Raw genomic sequence first — 16,092 nt, forward strand, 5'->3', positions numbered from 1 at the left:
AGCTCTCGCGGGGTTGGGGATTAAAACGCGCTGCTCCGCCTGAGCGCATCTCGCTCAGCTGCTTTGTACTGCCGTGAGCCTTGCGGTCCTGCACCTAGCGCAAGCGAGTAGACGCGCTACTCGTTTCCGCTGCCGGGGCGACTCTGACGATCACCGAATTCGTGGATTCGCCGCGCACTAGCGTAAGCTTCACGTCCTGGCCGACACGCGCAAGACCGATCCTATTACGAAGTTGCGAGGCCGTGCGGATCGGACGACCGTCCGCCATAATGACGATGTCACCTTTCCGCAAGCCGGCCTTCTCAGCGGGAGAATCCGGCGACACCTCCGCGATGACCGCACCTTCATGGCGACCTTTATTGGTCGATGGTTGGAGGTCGCGCAGTGAGACGCCGATGCGTCCGCGCTCGACGCGTCCCTTGTCTACAATCTGGTCCATGACCAGCCGCGCCATGTTTGCGGGAATGGCGAAGCCAATTCCGACGTTGCCGCCACCAGGTGAAATGATAGCCGAGTTGATGCCGACCAACTCGCCACGAAGATTGACCAATGCGCCGCCGGAATTGCCCGGATTGATCGCAGCATCGGTCTGGATGAAGTCCTCGTAACCTTCTTTACTCAAGCCTGTGCGACCCAGCGCACTCACGAGGCCGGAGGTGACCGTCTGGCCGAGACCAAAGGGATTGCCAATGGCAAGCACGAAATCTCCCACTTCAAGCGCGTCACTGTCGCCGAAGGGAAGCCCTTGAAGGCCGACAGGGTTCTGGATCTGCAGTACAGCGACGTCGGTAGGAGGATCGCGTCCGACTACTTTGGCAGGAAGCTGGAGGCCGTCCTTGGTCGTAATCTGAACCAAAGACGCGCCCTGTACAACATGATTGTTGGTCAACACATAGCCGCGGTTCGCATCGACGATGACTCCCGAACCCGTCGAATTGACCTCCTTCTCGACCTGCTTGGGAATGTCGAAAAATTCGCGGAAGAAAGGATCGCGATAAAGCGGATTGTCCTCGCGCACACGACCGTGCACGGAAATGTTGACCACGGCCGGCGTCACCTGCCGAACCACTGGGGCCAACGTTGGAATAGAGCTGCCCGTCTTCAGGTCCGGTACCTGGGCCGCAGCCGGAGATGCGGATAAGGCCAAAATAAGAAGCCTCGCCAATATCACTCGCCCAGTTGACATTTCGATCACCGTTGCATGCTCGTGAAAGGACCAAGTGGAGGCAGAATCGCTCGTTGCAATGCGATAATCGGAATTGCCCAAGCCGCTGCGGCGTGGCCCAGCAGAACGATGCCCAAAACGGCTTCCGTTACTATCACAGTGACCTCCACCGCGCGGCGGCGGCCCAAGGCCGCCGCAACCGCATGGGAACGCCGCCGCCACGGGGCGGATCGTCATCGCCGCCGCCATCGAGCTGGCGCAACGCTGCTAGTATGTCGCTCAACCGTACCGAATTGCCGGTGCCGGGTATCTCCCGCAAATCGGGGCAGGACTCGACCGCGTACATGTCGGACGCCCATGAAGACAGGATGATTCGCTTCTCAGGGATCGAGAGATCCTTGTCATTCAGGACTTCCACCGGCGAACTGTAGTGAGCGGCGGGGTGGAAGAATGGATGCATGCCACCGCCAATGTTGACGTTCGTCATGAGTGCCTCCCTATCACTCCTTTCTAAAGGGATGGTGCTTGCGTTATGAGCGGCGGCGCGGCATGCGTCGCCACCCGCGTTTCGTATTCGTGCGCAATCACGTCTGCCGCGAGATCACTCCGAGAAAGTGTGACTTAGCTCAAGGTCACAACTCAGCATCCGTGTCGGGCCATTCTACGCTGCCTTCTTCTGTTCAATTTGAGAAGAAGAGGCCTCTCCGCTTCCGATCTGGATCTTGCGTGGTCTCATGGCTTCCGGAATCTCTCGAACGAGATCCACGATCAAGAGGCCATCCTGGAAGATCGCCTGCTTCACCTGCACGTAGTCGGCGAGGCTGAAGACCCTCCGGAACGGTCGCGCCGGGATACCCTGGTACAGATACTCGCGTGCAGCACCATCGGACTTCTTGCCTTCGATCGTGAGAGCATTCTGCTCGGCCGTCACGGAGACGTCGTCGACGCCAAAGCCGGCCACGGCCAGCGTGATTCGATAGTGATCTTCACCGGACCGCTCGATATTGTACGGAGGATAGTTGTCCTCGGTCGGCTGGCGCGACATGCCGTCGACAAGGTCAGCCAGATGGTCGAAGCCGACGGTGTTGCGCCAAAGTGGCGTAAAATCAGGTGTCCTCATAGCCAAGTCCTCCAAAGAGCAATATGGATACGAAGCTAAGGCAGGACGGGAGTTTCGGCTGGAGTCGAAGACGCCCAGTCCAGCGCCTCGTGCCGAGCCCGGCCTGGCGCTCGACACACCGCAGTCGCGGTCGAGAATCGAACTAGAACCGACACGCGTGAGTTCAAGAGGCGATACGTACTTTTTCTGACAGAAGCTGCTTAGCCACTACGCGGCGAAGCGATCCAGGAGCGCGCCCTGGCGTAGATCGTCTATCGCTCGCCGCTCTCGCTCAATTCGGGATTGATAAAGCTGGCGCTCTTCCTCACTCGTCGCGGTCTTAAGAAGGCGCTCGTAGTGACCGATCACCTTCTGGCTGCCCCGGATGAGAAAGTCGCGGACGCCAGGCGCGATAGCTGTGCTTGAGGCTGCGTCGGACCCTCCGCGGGCGGAATGCCTCGCCGAATTTAGTCCGGACATGATCGTCGCTCGCTCTTGATGCATTGCAGCGGGAGCGGCCGGAGGGTCGCTCCCTGACGTTCAGCTTGTTGCCGCCACTCCGGCCGGACGGGGTGTCGGCTGCGGCCAGATTCCCATCGGCGCAGTGGCCGGCGGCAGCAAAATGTCGATCTTCATCTTTGCTGCCTCAGGCTGCCATTTCATCCACGGCATTGTATCAAGATAAGGGATCGGCGGCAGTGGCAGGCCGGTGAAAGCACTCTGCGTCGTCTCGGCTCCGCGCGGGCTGTCCATGCCGTAGGCACCAAAGGCGGTCATGGAAATTGCGCTGCCAATCGCGAGCGCCGGCAGGTGTCGCAGCAGGTTGTGTTTGGTCTCCGTTCGGGCGGAGAACGTATGATGATGGCTCATCTATACTCCTCCAATCGTTCGACAACAGACCCAGGCGAGAGTGAGAAAGCTCAGGGAAAACATGAACCAATGGGTCGCGTCCTGTTTCATCCTGAGCCGACGATGATCAGACCTGTTCATGCGAGACTCCTCTTTGATTCTCTCCTCGTATCGGCAGAGCCCGGCCGTCCTCGGCCGGACTCTAACGTTTAGAAGTCCATGGCGGGAGCTGCCGGAGCAGGTTCTGCCTTCTTCGGCTTCTCGGCCACGAGCGCCTCGGTGGTGATCAGCAGCGAAGCCACGGACGCGGCGTCCTGCAAGGCGGTGCGGACGACCTTGGCGGGATCGATCACACCGGCTTTCACCAGGTCCTCGTACTCGCCGGTCGCCGCGTTGAAGCCCCAGTTATAGTTCTGGTGCTCCAGAAGCTTGCCGACAATCAGTGAGCCATCCTCGCCGGCGTTCTGCACGATCTGCCGAGTCGGCACCTGGATGGCGCGGCGAACGATCTCGATACCGGCCTTCTGGTCCGCGTTCGCGGTCTTGATGGCCTCGAGCGCTTTGAGCGAACGCAGAAGGGCAACGCCGCCGCCGGGAAGAATGCCTTCCTCCACCGCCGCGCGAGTCGCGTGCATCGCGTCGTCGACCCGCTCCTTGCGCTCCTTGACTTCAACCTCCGTCGCACCGCCCACGCGGATCACCGCAACGCCTCCGGCAAGTTTCGCCAGCCGCTCCTGCAGTTTTTCGCGATCATAGTCGGAGGTGGTTTCCTCGATCTGAAGCCTGATTTGCTGGGCGCGCGCCTCGATATCTTTCTTGGCGCCCGCGCCGCCGACAATGGTGGTGTTGTCCTTGTCGATGACCACTTTCTTGGCCCGGCCAAGCATCTTCACTGTGACCTTTTCCAGCTTGATGCCGAGGTCCTCGCTGATAACATTGCCGCCGGTCAGGATCGCGATGTCCTCCAGCATGGCCTTGCGACGGTCGCCGAAGCCCGGCGCCTTGACGGCCGCGACCTTCAGTCCGCCTCGTAGCCTGTTGACGACTAATGTCGCAAGCGCTTCGCCTTCGATATCCTCCGCGATGATCAGGAGCGGCTGACCGGACTGAACGACCTGCTCCAGAAGCGGCAGCATAGTCTGCAAGCCGGACAGCTTCTTCTCGTGAATCAAGACGTAGGGATCCTCGAGTTCGACGCGCATCTTCTCGGGATTCGTGACGAAATATGGCGAGATGTAGCCGCGGTCGAACTGCATACCCTCGACCACTTCGAGCTCCGTATGCAGGCTCTTGGCCTCCTCGACGGTTATCACGCCCTCACTGCCGACCTTGTTCATGGCGTCGGCGAGGAAGCGGCCGATTTCGGTGTCGCCGTTGGCGGAGATTGTGCCCACCTGGGCGATCTCATCGTTGGAGGTGATTTTCTTGGCGTGTGATTTCAGATCGGACACGACAGCGTCGACAGCCAGATCGATGCCACGCTTCAGGTCCATGGGATTCATGCCGGCGGCGACTGATTTTGTGCCTTCTTTGAAGATGGCCTGAGCGAGCACGGTAGCCGTGGTGGTGCCGTCGCCCGCAAGATCATTCGTCTTCGACGCGACTTCGCGCACCATCTGTGCGCCCATGTTCTCGAACTTGTCTTCCAGTTCGATCTCTTTGGCGACGGTCACGCCATCTTTGGTGATGCGCGGCGCACCAAACGATTTTTCGATGACGACGTTGCGTCCTTTCGGACCGAGTGTGACCTTCACCGCGTTTGCCAGTGTATCGACGCCCCGCAGCATGCGCTCTCGGGCCTCAGTTGCAAATTTCACGTCCTTGGCAGCCATTTCTTGAGTCTCCTTTCCGCTATGACTGTCAGCGCGCTACGCTGCCTTCTTGACCGTGTCTGTTTTCTCGATGACACCCAGAAGGTCGCTTTCCTTCATGATCAGGAATTCCTCGCCGTTGATCTTGACTTCGGTGCCAGACCACTTTCCGAACAGGACACGGTCGCCTGGCTTGACGTCGAGTTGAACGAGCTGGCCCTGTTCGTTGCGTGCGCCGGGCCCGGTGGCGACAATCTCGCCCTGTTGCGGCTTCTCCTTCGCGGTGTCTGGAATGATGATGCCGCCGGCGGTCTTCTCTTCGGCGTCGAGACGTCGCACGAGCACGCGATCGTGCAAGGGACGGAAATGCATGCACATCCTCCTTGGCTAGGTCAGCGATGTCCACAGAACCGGGTCCATAGCGGCCCCCGGCGAAAATCCACCTAGGAGCGAGGGTTCTACTTTCAAGTGGAAGTGAGCAAATTTTCTGCCCCAAATCTGCTCATCGATAGCGCCCGCGGCTCGAAGCTTCATCGGCCTCGGAATCGCTCGCCGCGCAGTTGAAAACTTAGATCATCAAACCGAGATGTTGCTCGGCCGCGGAGCAACGCAGCACATGGAGCATCGTCGAAAGGAGGGTGATCAGAGATGCGGACCTTGATGGTATTCGCTGCTTTACTCGGCATGATGGTTTCGCTGCAGGCGAAGGAAGCGGAATCGCTGCGAGCGTTGCGAGGCTCGGGCGCCGCCGTTAAGCAAATCGTGAGCAATCAAAGCTCACAGCCGCCTGGCAAGCTCGCAAGAACAAGGGCCGATGCCCGCAAGGACCGTGAATTCTCAGCGGAAGCCATTGTGCCTGACATCTGCACCGGCTGCTGATCTATCGATCGGCAGCCGGTCAGCGGTTGTGTGATCCTCCTAGTATGCCCCTGCTGATGCAGTCTGAAGATCGGGGAGACGAGCGCAGATCATCGCCTTGATACGCTTCAAGGCACGCTGCTCGATCTGGCGAACTCGCTCGCGAGAGATCCCGAACCTGGCAGCAAGATCGTCCAGTGTTCTTTGCTCTTCTGCCATGTAGCGCGCTTCGACGATGGTGCGTTCTCGCGGCGAAAGCGCGCTTAAGGCTTCCGAGAGTGCGGCCTTGCGCTGTTCACGGTCTCCGGTCTCCACGAGCAGGGTTTCAGGATCAGGCGACGAATCGGCGAGCCTGTCCTGCCATTGTTCGCCTTCTTCGTCACTGAGCTGAACGTTCAGCGTCATGTCGCCACGGATCCGCCCATTCATCTCGACGACGTCGGCTTCCTTGACCTGAAGGTGCTCAGAGATCTGTTTGATCTGTTCCGCCGAAAGCTCGCCGTCCTCCGGAGCACCCAAACGCGCCTTCAACTTTCGAAGGTTGAAGAACAGCTTTTTTTGTGCGGCCGTCGTGCCGAGCTTCACCAGTGACCAGGACCGCAGGACGAATTCCTGCACGGATGCCTTGATCCACCACGTGGCATAGGTGGCAAGGCGAAATCCCTTTTCAGGGTCGAACCGCTTGACCGCCAGCATCAATCCGACATTGGCTTCCGAGATAAGGTCGGCAATCGGCAAACCGTACCGCCGGTACTTCAGCGCGATTTTGGCAGCCAGCCGTAGATGGCTCGTCACCAAACGGTAGGCAGCTTCGCGATCGCCAAAATCCCGAAGACGCCTCGCGTACATCGCTTCTTCCGACGCATCGAGCAGCGGAAAGTTACGGATCTGTTGCAGATACCGGGACAACCCGGCTTCCGAATGGATGGCAGGGAGGGCTGAGGCAATTGACATGACTTGCCCTCCCTTCAGGCGCCAGAGCTGTTCTTGAGTTTGAAGGGAAGGCGCGACCGCGCGAGCCCACCGAGGCAAGTGAGACCGGCAGACCGCGAAGTGAAGAGACCGGTGGCTTTCATATCCAAATCCTCCATGGAGCAAGATGGTACGAGCCGCCGCGTTGCCCGGCTTAGCTGGGCCCAGAAGGCGCCCAGCGAAACTCAGGCCGGCGGCGCCGAAAGAACTGCGAAGCCAACGGGTTGTTCCATGTTCTGGCTAGCCCATTGGTCGGAAAATCTCGGTCAATTCGGACGACCTGTCGAACCGCCGCCATCCCCCGGACGAATGGACGGTCCCAAAACGGTGGGCTTGCCATCGTGCCCGCGGTCACCTGCTCGATTGAGGTGGAGCGCAAATCCGCTTGTCCCAGGCCTCTCAACCCGGGCGCGGAGCCGCATACTCAGGGATCAGGTCATCCCCGCCATTTTGTCGCCGATACGGCATGGGCTGGTGGTGGCAAGCGACCGCATGCGCATCCGCGGACCGTCGGCAACGCCTTCGAAGCCTCTTATCGAGGTGGCTCACGATACGAAGGGCCTTGAAACCGGCCAAGCCCGTTCTAATTCCAAGAGTGCAGCGCGCGGCGATGCGCTGCTCCGGGTGCCTCTGAGGACCCGGTGATCGGGCGCCAGCTACGGTGTCCGTGCGCTCGTAACCATGTTGCTCGAAAGGAGGATGTGGCTATGACCACCTTTGACTTCAGTCCGCTGTGGCGATCGACAGTTGGATTCGACCGCGTATTCGATCTTCTCGAAGATTCCGCCCAATGGACCGGCGACAACTACCCGTCCTACAACATTGAGCGGAGCGATGAGGACCACTATCAGATCTCGCTCGCTCTGGCCGGCTTCTCGCCTGATGAGGTGACGATCACGGCTGAGCAGAACGTACTGACGATCGAAGGCCGTAAGGCGGACAAGGGTGCCCATCAGTTCCTGTACCAGGGTATCTCGTCCCGCCCGTTCCGTCGGCAGTTCAACCTGGCCGAATATGTGCAGGTGAAGGGCGCTTCCTTCGTGGACGGCATGCTCAAGATCGAGCTGGTGCGCGAGGTTCCCGAAGCGATAAAGCCGCGCCAGATTCCCATCCAGGCCGGCAACGACAATCAGAAGCTCGAGCACAAGCAGACGGCTTAAGTCTTGGCCGAATCGCTCCCGTCGCGCGGCCTGCGCCGCGCACGGGAGCATTGTCCGCATTTCAGCCGATAGTCGCTTCGTCTCTCCGCTAGGGAGGAACTCCGGCTGGCCCGGATCGAGACTTGATCAGAGAGCCACAGTGAAGGCCATGGAAAGAGCAGTTCCTATCGATCTTGAGCAGATTAAACGTAAACTGCTTGCTGCGTTCGAGCGCCACGGCAGCGATGGCAGGGCTATCACATTGCAGAGTCTGGAAGTTAGCGTCGGAACGCACGCAGCCGCGAAGGAGTTCAGGCTCGCGCTGAAGGATCTCATCCACCGTGGACTAGTGAGGCGCGCGGGTGAAGACCCCATTCCCGGCTCTGCGATCGCCTTTCGGCTTGTCGCGCCGGTGATGCGGGAACGCGAGGGTAAGACCGTGGACCAATCCGTATTTAACGCGACACCTTCGGGTTCTGCGGAGCAGACCCAACCACCGCGACGACACCGAGCCAGCATGCCCGCCTGCTAGGCGAGCTTTGCTGTGGCAAAACTTCGATCACAGATGGCAGACGTTTTCTCTCGCTTAAGGGATATGACAGAAAATGGACGACTATAGCGACATTGTAACAGCAAGCCTTCCGCTCCTATCTGCCGGAATCATGCTGGTTGCTGGCCAGATCTACCTCGAAAACTACCCCACTCGTCCGAGCCAGCCATCGCAACAGGAGGGACAGCCAGCCCTCATCTCTCGAGCGCCGTCATCTACCGGCTGGCCGATCGAGCCGCCCCGAGCTCACAAGCGGCGCGCGAGCTGAGTGCGCGAGGGCGCAACATTGCTGCTCAGCGACCGCAGACTGTCCTTCGGCATCTTCGCCCCAACAACACACTCGGTCACCTCGCCAAGGCCAACCTCGTCCAGCCATCGAGTTTCATTCCCGGAAGCACCGTGTCGGGCACTAAGAAGGCCCGGCGGAAACCGGGCCTTCTTCTCGTCACCAGGCGTACCAGTAGGGATCAACCGGCGGATAGTAGCGGACTACCCGATATGGGCGGCCGTAGTAGTAGGGCGGACCGTAGACCGGTCCATAATAGATCGGGGGCGCGGCAGCGGCCGCCAATGTTCCCGCGAACAATCCGAGAGCAAGCCCAGAAGTGATACCCGGGCCGCCCCAACCATGGTGACGCCAATGGGCCGAAGCCGGCGCCATCGTTCCGATGAGGAGCGTTGCCGCCGCGACGATTGTAAGAGCAAGCTTTCTCATATCATTTCCCTCAAGCTTCTACGCGCTCTCCGCACTAATCTCATCATGGTCCTCTTAGCCGAACCGCTGTTCAGCTATAGACTGAATTAGAAGTGTCCGGGGCAAGTTCAAGTGACAAACGTCCGTCGCCGTGCGGTTGTCTGTACGACATCAGCGCAACGGAGATGCTACCGCTCCCTTGCCGCGGACGCGCAAATCGTGGACGAGCGGGTCAGCTCCCATCGGCCGCGATCAGCGATAACCGGCGCGGGTCAAGGCCCAGTCGAGTTCGCGTAACGATGGCCGGACCAGCGCAAATTCCATCGCTGATTTGAACCTGGTCCTAACGGCCTGGGCGAAAGGAGTGCGGGGCGTTTTTGGTGGTCATTGCTCTCCGCCCTGTCGCAATTACCTACCGGGGTAGCCCTGTTGGTCGGGACCGTGCAGGGCACGTACGCGCTGACTGATTGCGGGCCTCATGGGCCTGCTGATTCGCGGCTTTCCCGAATGGGGCGCTGTGGGCGATTGGACTGGCTTTTGGGGGCGTAACACTGATAGGCATGGCTCTGGCCGCGCACAGCGAAAATCTCGACCGAGTGATCCATAAGCTGTCGAAGGGACACGAAGACGCTCGGTTGAGCCGGATCGTCGTTTCTCTTGAAAGCTGACGAACTGCAGGGCAGCGAGCCCTCATGCTGCCAGTTCTGTCCTAGACTCGTTGTCTTGGACAGAAGCGCCCTCCGGCGGAGGGCTCTTGGAATGAGTGGCAGCCCGTTCAAGCTCGAGCAAGGCGAACTCGACTTCAGGCAACCGCGATTGCCGCTGTCCTTGCGGTTTTTCGTCGGCGTCAGCTTGCCCGAACAGGTATTCGGTCCAGGCCCAGTTTATCAGGATCGAGCGTTTCGCCTCAAGTGAGAGAGAGGCATCCTTCACCACTGCCATGGGTGAAACCCACCCTTCGTCCCCTCGCAGGTCGTGGCGGGCTTCGGCGCCTGCAATGGCCTCCGTATAGCTCGTTTGCAGGGCACCAAGCCCCAGACGTTCGAGCGTTGCATCGGAGAAGGCGCGCGTAATTCCAGGGCCCACTTCGTATGACTCCGTGCGCTCGTGCCAAGGCGTCTGAACAGCGTATTTTAGCCCCTGCCGCTCAGCATAGCGAAGTGCTGATCTCAGGGTCGGAAACTTGAGCTCGACCTGGGCCAGCGGATCATCATCAGAGGTCCAACCCATCAAAGGCTCCAGGTAAGGGGCGGTGCGGCGCTTGAAGACGAGCCGCCAGTCTTGGCAATGAGCTCTTCCCGAACTCATCGGCGAAGGCGACGCCCTAAAGATGATGGCTATTGCACCCTTCGGAAAGACGGACGGGGTGAAAAGCTGGTCTGCCGGACGATTGTCATTGGCAGACACAGCCTCTGATACCGATTGTTCCAAGACTCTGGTTTTCACGACCTTCATGTTGTCCCTCCCATATCCGTGGACCGCACGGTTTGGCCGCGCCTCGTGGCAGTCCTATCAAAGGATGACTGAATGAATGATTTCGCGCCGCTTCTTTTGCAGCGTCACGGCCATCAAGTTGGGTATCTGCTCGCGAGCCTTCAAGAGCTCGCCAGAAAGTAGAACAGCGCCGCTGCTGTCCCGTGCTCACCCACTTGAAAGTTGCTCGGACGGTTCTTTGTTGTCCTCCAGCAGCTCTGACGTCGCCCCATGAGACTCCGGCCGGAGCCGTCAGGTGCTCCCGGCCGTAAAGCAAGGCGTCGTCCGACTGTATCCAGGCACACACCCGTGCTCATCAAAAATTCGGGATATCGACCGGCGTCTTCACTGAGTCTACGAGGGAGGTTCACCTACCGATCGCGGAAACCAGAGCTCTGTGAGACGCAAGGGGTTGAAGGCGCTCGTGATTGCGGAGACGCGGCGTCCTGCGCCCTCGGGGCAGGTGGGAAGTGAATCAGATCGCACGCAGACCCTCCCTGGGCATTTCCCGTATCAACACGTCAATGTCACTTTGCTCCAACGTTTCCTTCTCCAGTAGCTTCTTTGCCGCGCGGTCGAGGACCGGACGCCGTGTATTTAGGAGGCCCTGAGTGCGTTGGAAGACTTGATCTACAATCGCTTTCACCTCGCGATCGATCGCAGCGGCGGTCTCCTCCGCATAGTCTCGCTCGTGAGCTCGATAGGTCTGATCGGGTCCTCCGAGAAAATTGCCAGGCTCGCGGTCATAGGCAACGCTGCCGAGTTGCTCCGACATGCCATAGCGAGTCACCATGCTTCGCGCGATATCGGTTACCCGCCGCAGATCGTCGGCGGCTCCCGTCGATAGATGGTCAAACACAACTAGCTCAGCCGCACGGCCGCCGAGAAGTACGGCCATTTTGTTTTCCAACTCCTCTTTGGTCATCAGGAATCGGTCCTCGATGGGCCGCTGAATAGTGTAGCCCAGTGCGCCGACTCCGCGGGGGATGATCGAGACCTTGTGCACAGGATCGACACCGGGCAGTGAGAGCGCGACGAGCGCGTGGCCCATCTCGTGGTAAGCAACGATCTCGCGCTCCTTGGGATTGAGCAGCCGGTTGCGCTTTTCCAAACCGGCGACCATGCGCTCCACCGCGTTGTTGAAATCGCTCATGCTAACCGCTTCGGCCCCACGGCGTGTGGCTAGAAGAGCGGCCTCATTAACAAGGTTGGCAAGGTCGGCCCCGGTGAATCCGGGTGTTAAGGCCGCAACGGCTTCTGGCTGGACGTCACCTGCGAGCCGCACCTTCTTCATGTGGACGTTGAGTATATCGATACGGCCCTTCTTGTCGGGGCGGTCGACCAAGACCTGTCGGTCAAAGCGCCCAGCGCGCAACAGGGCAGGGTCGAGGATTTCCGGCCTGTTGGTTGCGGCGAGGATGACGAGCCCGGAGCGGGAATCGAAGCCGTCGAGTTCGACCAGCAGCTGGTTGAGCGTCTGTTCCTTCTCGTCGTGCCCGCCGGCGAAGGGGCCGATACCGCGGGCTCGGCCAAGGGCGTCGAGTTCGTCAATGAAGATGATCGCCGGCGCCTTCTCGTGAGCTTGCTGGAATAGGTCGCGCACCCGGGCAGCGCCAACACCCACGAACATCTCTACGAATTCAGAGCCCGAGATTGAGAAGAAAGGCACCCGAGCTTCGCCCGCAACCGCCTTCGCCAGCAACGTCTTGCCTGTTCCCGGCGGGCCAACCAGCAGCACGCCCTTAGGCATGCGGCCACCAAGACGACTGTAGTCGGTAGGATTTTTTAGAAATTCGACGACCTCGCGCAATTCGTCCTTGGCTTCGTCTACCCCCGCTACATCGGCAAACGTCACGCCAGTGTTGGATTCGACATAGATCTTGGCCTTGCTCTTGCCGATCGCCATTAGTCCGCCGCCAAGACCACCTCCCTCAGCCATGCGACGGCCGATGTACCACCATAGCCCAAAGAAAAGCAGTACGGGCATCACCCAGGAGAGGAGGTCTCGCAGAAAGGTGCTCTCGATTTGCCCGGTGAACCGGACGTTGTGCTTTTGGAGTTCTTGCGCCACGTCCTGGTCGACGCGCGTGGTCACAAATCTTTTCTGACCACCCGGCAGCGGCTCCTTTAACGTACCCTGCAATGTGCGGTCGGAGATGCCGACGGCGTCGACTTTGCCCTGCTGTAGCAGCTGTAGGTATTCGCTGTAAGGAATGACAGCGATCTGCGTAGCCGTCGCGATAAGATACTGAATGAAGAAGACCGCAAAAACGGCGACAAGAGCGTATCCGATATTGAAGCGGGTTTTGTTTGTCATGGCCAGACCCCTAATGTATAATGTGCAACCAACTTTGCCCAAACGCCTTTGACGTGGTCTTGGTTTCAACGTTGTGTTACGAGACTATCAGCCGGCTGCAATTTCGCTGGAGGATGCCCAACTGAGCAGTCGTAAGATTGTAGATCGCTTCTTTGGCCATTGCTCGTCGCCTAGAATGAGTTCATGCATCTTGAGGCGACGCCAGGTCGGGCAACGAGCACCCGATGACTGCTCCTTGACATAGTGCCTCGCGCCTTTTTCGGAGAACAAGGTTGGTGGCCAAGACCGCAGAACACTGTCCGTCAACCGGAGTGGTGAGCAGTGGCGGTGGGCCAGAACGAAGAGGCCGCCGAAAGAGGCAGCTTCATAGCCCAAACGAATTCCGCATGTGGCGTAGCATGTTCAGCGCGGCATCGGTGTAAGTGTGGAGGGTGTAAGACCGGTCTGCGACAACACTGCTAAAATCAAAGGCAGTAGTATGGTTTGCGGCTTGATTCCGAAAGCGTCCGCCTCGTGGTTACCGATTCTTAAGTAGGACGCTTCGACGTCCTCGCGAAGGACACGGTCGGGTGGCGCGTCTGTCCTCTGGTCTCCGGGCAGCGTTAACGCCATGTGACAGTACGGTACCCCCAACAGCTCAGTATCGCGGTCGGCGAGCCAGTCTTCGGCGGCGGCCTTGGCCGGGCAGTGCCGGTTGCGGCAAGATTTTGTAGGCGGTCGTGCTAAACACGCAGTCCGCTCAACACGCGAAATGTTCACCAAGTGACGCGGCGCTGCAGCGCTCGATCGCCGACATTACCTTCAATTGGTCGAGGCTAACATGGCCGGCATGTGCTTGACGTCATGCCGCGCCATGGTCGCAAAAGATGTCCGCAACCTCAAAGGCCAGGCATGACACGCGCGCGTCAGCCTTGGTTGTATCTCCTTGAGGCTCAAGTGCGATATGCTCCAGCGGGCTCATGACCTCGCTGATCGTTCTGCTGGCGACAGGGCGTCAACTTATGAAGAAACTCGTCACATATCTCCTTTCGCGCTCGTCGTTAACCCATCGATCTTTGAGCCACGGTTGCCGACCCGGACGGCTATTATACGCACATTGGCAGCAATCCCTGCCGAAAGGCGAGGGCCACGGCGTGGGGAAGGGTCAGTGCAGCAAGATTTCGCCTGGCATTATCAAGATGATACTTCACCCCACGAGGAGAAACTCCGAGAAGCTCCGCGATGTCCTGCATCGTCTTGCCATCAGAAATCCACTCGAGACACTGCCGCTCGCGCTGAGTGAGGGGACTTTCCTGCTTAGAGTCCGGGGGCGCGCGTCCGATTCGGGCGGCGTTAACATGCGCATGAAAGGTGAGACCCATCCTTTCAAGCATATCTTGCGAGGTCTCGATAAAACGATCGAGTCCAATGCTGCGGTCGTCTACCGCTAACGTGAACGCTGCGAACTGATTCTGTCTTGCCGGAACGCGAATCGTAAGACCGGTCCTGATCTTGAAGCTGAGCGCATCGTCAAACAGACGGCGTTCTTTCGCCGACTTTGCGCTTCGCGCTTCACGTCCATCCCACAGAAACATCCGGCTTGTGTTTCGCGGATCCTGAAGAACGGGATCGATGTTGTGATATCTTTCCCGAAAATAGTGGTTGGTCCAACTCTTCGGATAGGAAGAGATCAGCTTGGGGCCATTCGCGCGGTGGCCAAAATAGGCGAACCAGCGAAAGCCCAATGCATGCGCGGTTCGCTCCGCGACGCGTCTAAAATCATCTTCCGTATGGGCAGAGTGAAGGCAATCGACAAACTCATCGCATGCTCTTTTGACATTCTTCATTGCACCCCTTTTAGAACTTTCTCTGGTTCCCAAACGCGACAGCCGCGCAACATTCGCGCGCTGCGTGTGGGTGTGTATTGCGGCCTTGCGGCAGCTTTGCGGCAAGAACGATTCCAAACAGCCCTGTCAGAACTGACAGCGCAACGCCGTGACCGCGCCTGCTCTCTTGATCTCGAAGCTGTGATTCGTAAGCGAGAGGTTAAGAATGAAGGTCATTGCGCGCACGCGTATGGCGCTCCTGCACGACTCTGAACTAACAATGGGAATGCACCGTCTGCGGGCGCGCGTGTTCAAGGAGCGGCTCGACTGGGACGTCTCTGTCACAGGTGGCATGGAGATTGATCAGTACGACGCCTTCAGGCCGACTTATCTATTGGTGGTCGAACGGCGCGAGGTTGTCGGTTGTGTTCGCTTGCTGCCCACCACCGGGCGCAACATGCTTGCCGACACGTTCCCAGTGTTGCTGGATGGCCACGCGGCGCCCAGAGCAGCCAGTATCTGGGAGAGTTCGCGTTTTTGCGTGGATACCAAAAACGTCGCGGCTACAGCCGCCAACGGCTTGCGGGAAGCGACGTTCCTGCTCTTTGCGGCAATGATTGAATGGGGCCAGCAGTGCGGCCTGCAAGCCATCGCAACGGTTACTGATCTGCGCCTGGAGCGCATCCTGCGCCGAGCGGGATGGCATCTCGATCGCCTCGGCACGCCGCGTCAAATCGGAACCACCACGGCCGTCGCAGGACTGTTGCCAGTCACCGATGACGCCCTCCGGGCGATCCGGGCAGCCGGCAAGATTTCGAAGCCGGCGATTGAGGCTCCGTCGAGCACGGCGCTCGCGGCATAGCGTCGAGCGCTCTGCAGCTCCTGGCAATAACAAGAGGCTATCAAAATGGATCCAGCTGCATTCGCGGCTCTAGCCGAACGGTGCGCCCCGACGCCAGAACTGGTTCGGCCGCTTACGGCCATTGTGCGGAAGGCGAGCTCGTTCGAGCCGCTGCTGATCACAGTTCAGGCGCGCAAACCGGTTCCGATTCAGGCAAGTGACCGTGACGAAGCGATCCAGTTCGCGACCGAAGCCATCGCCACCGGCCAGCCGGTCCGGACCGGTCTCGCTCAGCTTGATGCCGCGGACATGAAAGAGGCCGGACTGACAGCTACCACGACCTTCGACGCCTGCAAGCACATCGCGGGGCTCGGCAGATTATTCCAGGCCCGATTGCAAGCAGCGAACGTGAACGCCTCCGGCCATGATCAGGCCATTGCCAGGGTCGTCGCGAGCTTCGCGACTAACACTTCCCGAACAACGCCCGAGCCCCGAACCCCGCCCGGCGATGCCGACGTG

At 59.4% G+C, this 16,092-nt stretch carries 17 protein-coding genes; 5 read left to right on the plus strand and 12 right to left on the minus strand.

What is annotated here, in order from left to right:
* Positions 1–94: 94 nt before the first annotated feature.
* The 6 genes from JHD07_RS04490 to groES form a co-directional block, all read right to left on the minus strand.
* The gene (locus JHD07_RS04490) at positions 95–1,186 is read right to left on the minus strand and encodes a trypsin-like peptidase domain-containing protein (RefSeq protein ID WP_024342331.1); all 1,092 of its coding nucleotides are present in this window, start codon (positions 1,184–1,186) and stop codon (positions 95–97) included.
* Between the two features lie 133 nt (positions 1,187–1,319).
* Positions 1,320–1,652 carry a hypothetical protein gene (locus JHD07_RS04495; RefSeq protein ID WP_024342332.1) on the minus strand — a complete coding sequence of 111 codons (333 nt, stop codon included), beginning with the start codon at positions 1,650–1,652 and terminating at the stop codon, positions 1,320–1,322.
* 174 nt (positions 1,653–1,826) lie between these two features.
* A complete protein-coding gene (locus JHD07_RS04500) occupies positions 1,827–2,285 on the minus strand; it encodes an Hsp20 family protein (RefSeq protein ID WP_024342333.1) in 459 nt (152 codons plus the stop codon).
* A gap of 519 nt (positions 2,286–2,804) precedes the next feature.
* Positions 2,805–3,134 (minus strand): hypothetical protein, encoded by a 330-nt coding sequence (locus JHD07_RS04505; protein ID WP_024342335.1) that lies wholly within the window; start codon positions 3,132–3,134, stop codon positions 2,805–2,807.
* 188 nt (positions 3,135–3,322) lie between these two features.
* The gene (groL, locus tag JHD07_RS04510) at positions 3,323–4,945 is read right to left on the minus strand and encodes a chaperonin GroEL (RefSeq protein ID WP_028139167.1); all 1,623 of its coding nucleotides are present in this window, start codon (positions 4,943–4,945) and stop codon (positions 3,323–3,325) included.
* 36 nt (positions 4,946–4,981) lie between these two features.
* Complete coding sequence (groES, locus tag JHD07_RS04515) at positions 4,982–5,296, minus strand: co-chaperone GroES (RefSeq protein WP_028139166.1); 315 nt, start codon at positions 5,294–5,296, stop codon at positions 4,982–4,984.
* Between the two features lie 276 nt (positions 5,297–5,572).
* Here groES and JHD07_RS04520 point away from each other — a divergent pair, with 276 nt between their 5' ends.
* Positions 5,573–5,803 carry a hypothetical protein gene (locus JHD07_RS04520; RefSeq protein ID WP_024342338.1) on the plus strand — a complete coding sequence of 77 codons (231 nt, stop codon included), beginning with the start codon at positions 5,573–5,575 and terminating at the stop codon, positions 5,801–5,803.
* A 39-nt stretch (positions 5,804–5,842) separates the two neighbouring features.
* Here JHD07_RS04520 and rpoH read toward each other — a convergent pair whose 3' ends face one another.
* Entirely contained in the window at positions 5,843–6,736 is an 894-nt protein-coding gene (gene rpoH / locus JHD07_RS04525) for an RNA polymerase sigma factor RpoH (protein WP_029674525.1), read from the minus strand.
* Between the two features lie 725 nt (positions 6,737–7,461).
* Here rpoH and JHD07_RS04530 point away from each other — a divergent pair.
* Both JHD07_RS04530 and JHD07_RS04535 read left to right on the plus strand, forming a co-directional pair.
* Positions 7,462–7,914, plus strand: a complete 453-nt coding sequence (locus tag JHD07_RS04530; RefSeq protein ID WP_024342340.1) for an Hsp20 family protein — start codon at positions 7,462–7,464, stop codon at positions 7,912–7,914.
* Positions 7,915–8,053: 139 nt separating this feature from the next.
* The gene (locus JHD07_RS04535) at positions 8,054–8,425 is read left to right on the plus strand and encodes a hypothetical protein (RefSeq protein WP_155248720.1); all 372 of its coding nucleotides are present in this window, start codon (positions 8,054–8,056) and stop codon (positions 8,423–8,425) included.
* 463 nt (positions 8,426–8,888) lie between these two features.
* Here the strand turns inward: JHD07_RS04535 and JHD07_RS04540 are convergent, their stop codons facing one another.
* The 5 genes from JHD07_RS04540 to JHD07_RS04560 all read right to left on the minus strand — a co-directional run bounded on the left by JHD07_RS04540 (position 8,889) and on the right by JHD07_RS04560 (position 14,753).
* Positions 8,889–9,158 carry a hypothetical protein gene (locus JHD07_RS04540; protein WP_080672325.1) on the minus strand — a complete coding sequence of 90 codons (270 nt, stop codon included), beginning with the start codon at positions 9,156–9,158 and terminating at the stop codon, positions 8,889–8,891.
* 669 nt (positions 9,159–9,827) lie between these two features.
* Positions 9,828–10,592 carry an NADH dehydrogenase ubiquinone Fe-S protein 4 gene (locus JHD07_RS04545; RefSeq protein WP_024342345.1) on the minus strand — a complete coding sequence of 255 codons (765 nt, stop codon included), beginning with the start codon at positions 10,590–10,592 and terminating at the stop codon, positions 9,828–9,830.
* Positions 10,593–11,085: 493 nt separating this feature from the next.
* Complete coding sequence (gene ftsH / locus JHD07_RS04550) at positions 11,086–12,927, minus strand: ATP-dependent zinc metalloprotease FtsH (RefSeq protein WP_024342346.1); 1,842 nt, start codon at positions 12,925–12,927, stop codon at positions 11,086–11,088.
* Between the two features lie 402 nt (positions 12,928–13,329).
* Complete coding sequence (locus JHD07_RS04555) at positions 13,330–13,686, minus strand: transposase zinc-binding domain-containing protein (protein ID WP_196232457.1); 357 nt, start codon at positions 13,684–13,686, stop codon at positions 13,330–13,332.
* Between the two features lie 326 nt (positions 13,687–14,012).
* Positions 14,013–14,753, minus strand: coding sequence for a LuxR family transcriptional regulator (locus tag JHD07_RS04560; RefSeq protein ID WP_024343423.1), 741 nt, complete (start codon positions 14,751–14,753; stop codon positions 14,013–14,015).
* A gap of 205 nt (positions 14,754–14,958) precedes the next feature.
* Here JHD07_RS04560 and JHD07_RS04565 point away from each other — a divergent pair, with 205 nt between their 5' ends.
* Positions 14,959–15,594, plus strand: coding sequence for an acyl-homoserine-lactone synthase (locus JHD07_RS04565; RefSeq protein ID WP_024343422.1), 636 nt, complete (start codon positions 14,959–14,961; stop codon positions 15,592–15,594).
* Positions 15,595–15,639: 45 nt separating this feature from the next.
* Positions 15,640–16,092: type IV secretion protein (locus tag JHD07_RS04570; RefSeq protein ID WP_291619421.1), on the plus strand; the 453-nt coding region annotated here is incomplete at its 3' end.

The sequence above is a fragment of the Bradyrhizobium sp. genome (assembly GCF_016462955.1).
In the GTDB taxonomy this organism is placed as follows: Bacteria; Pseudomonadota; Alphaproteobacteria; order Rhizobiales; family Xanthobacteraceae; genus Bradyrhizobium.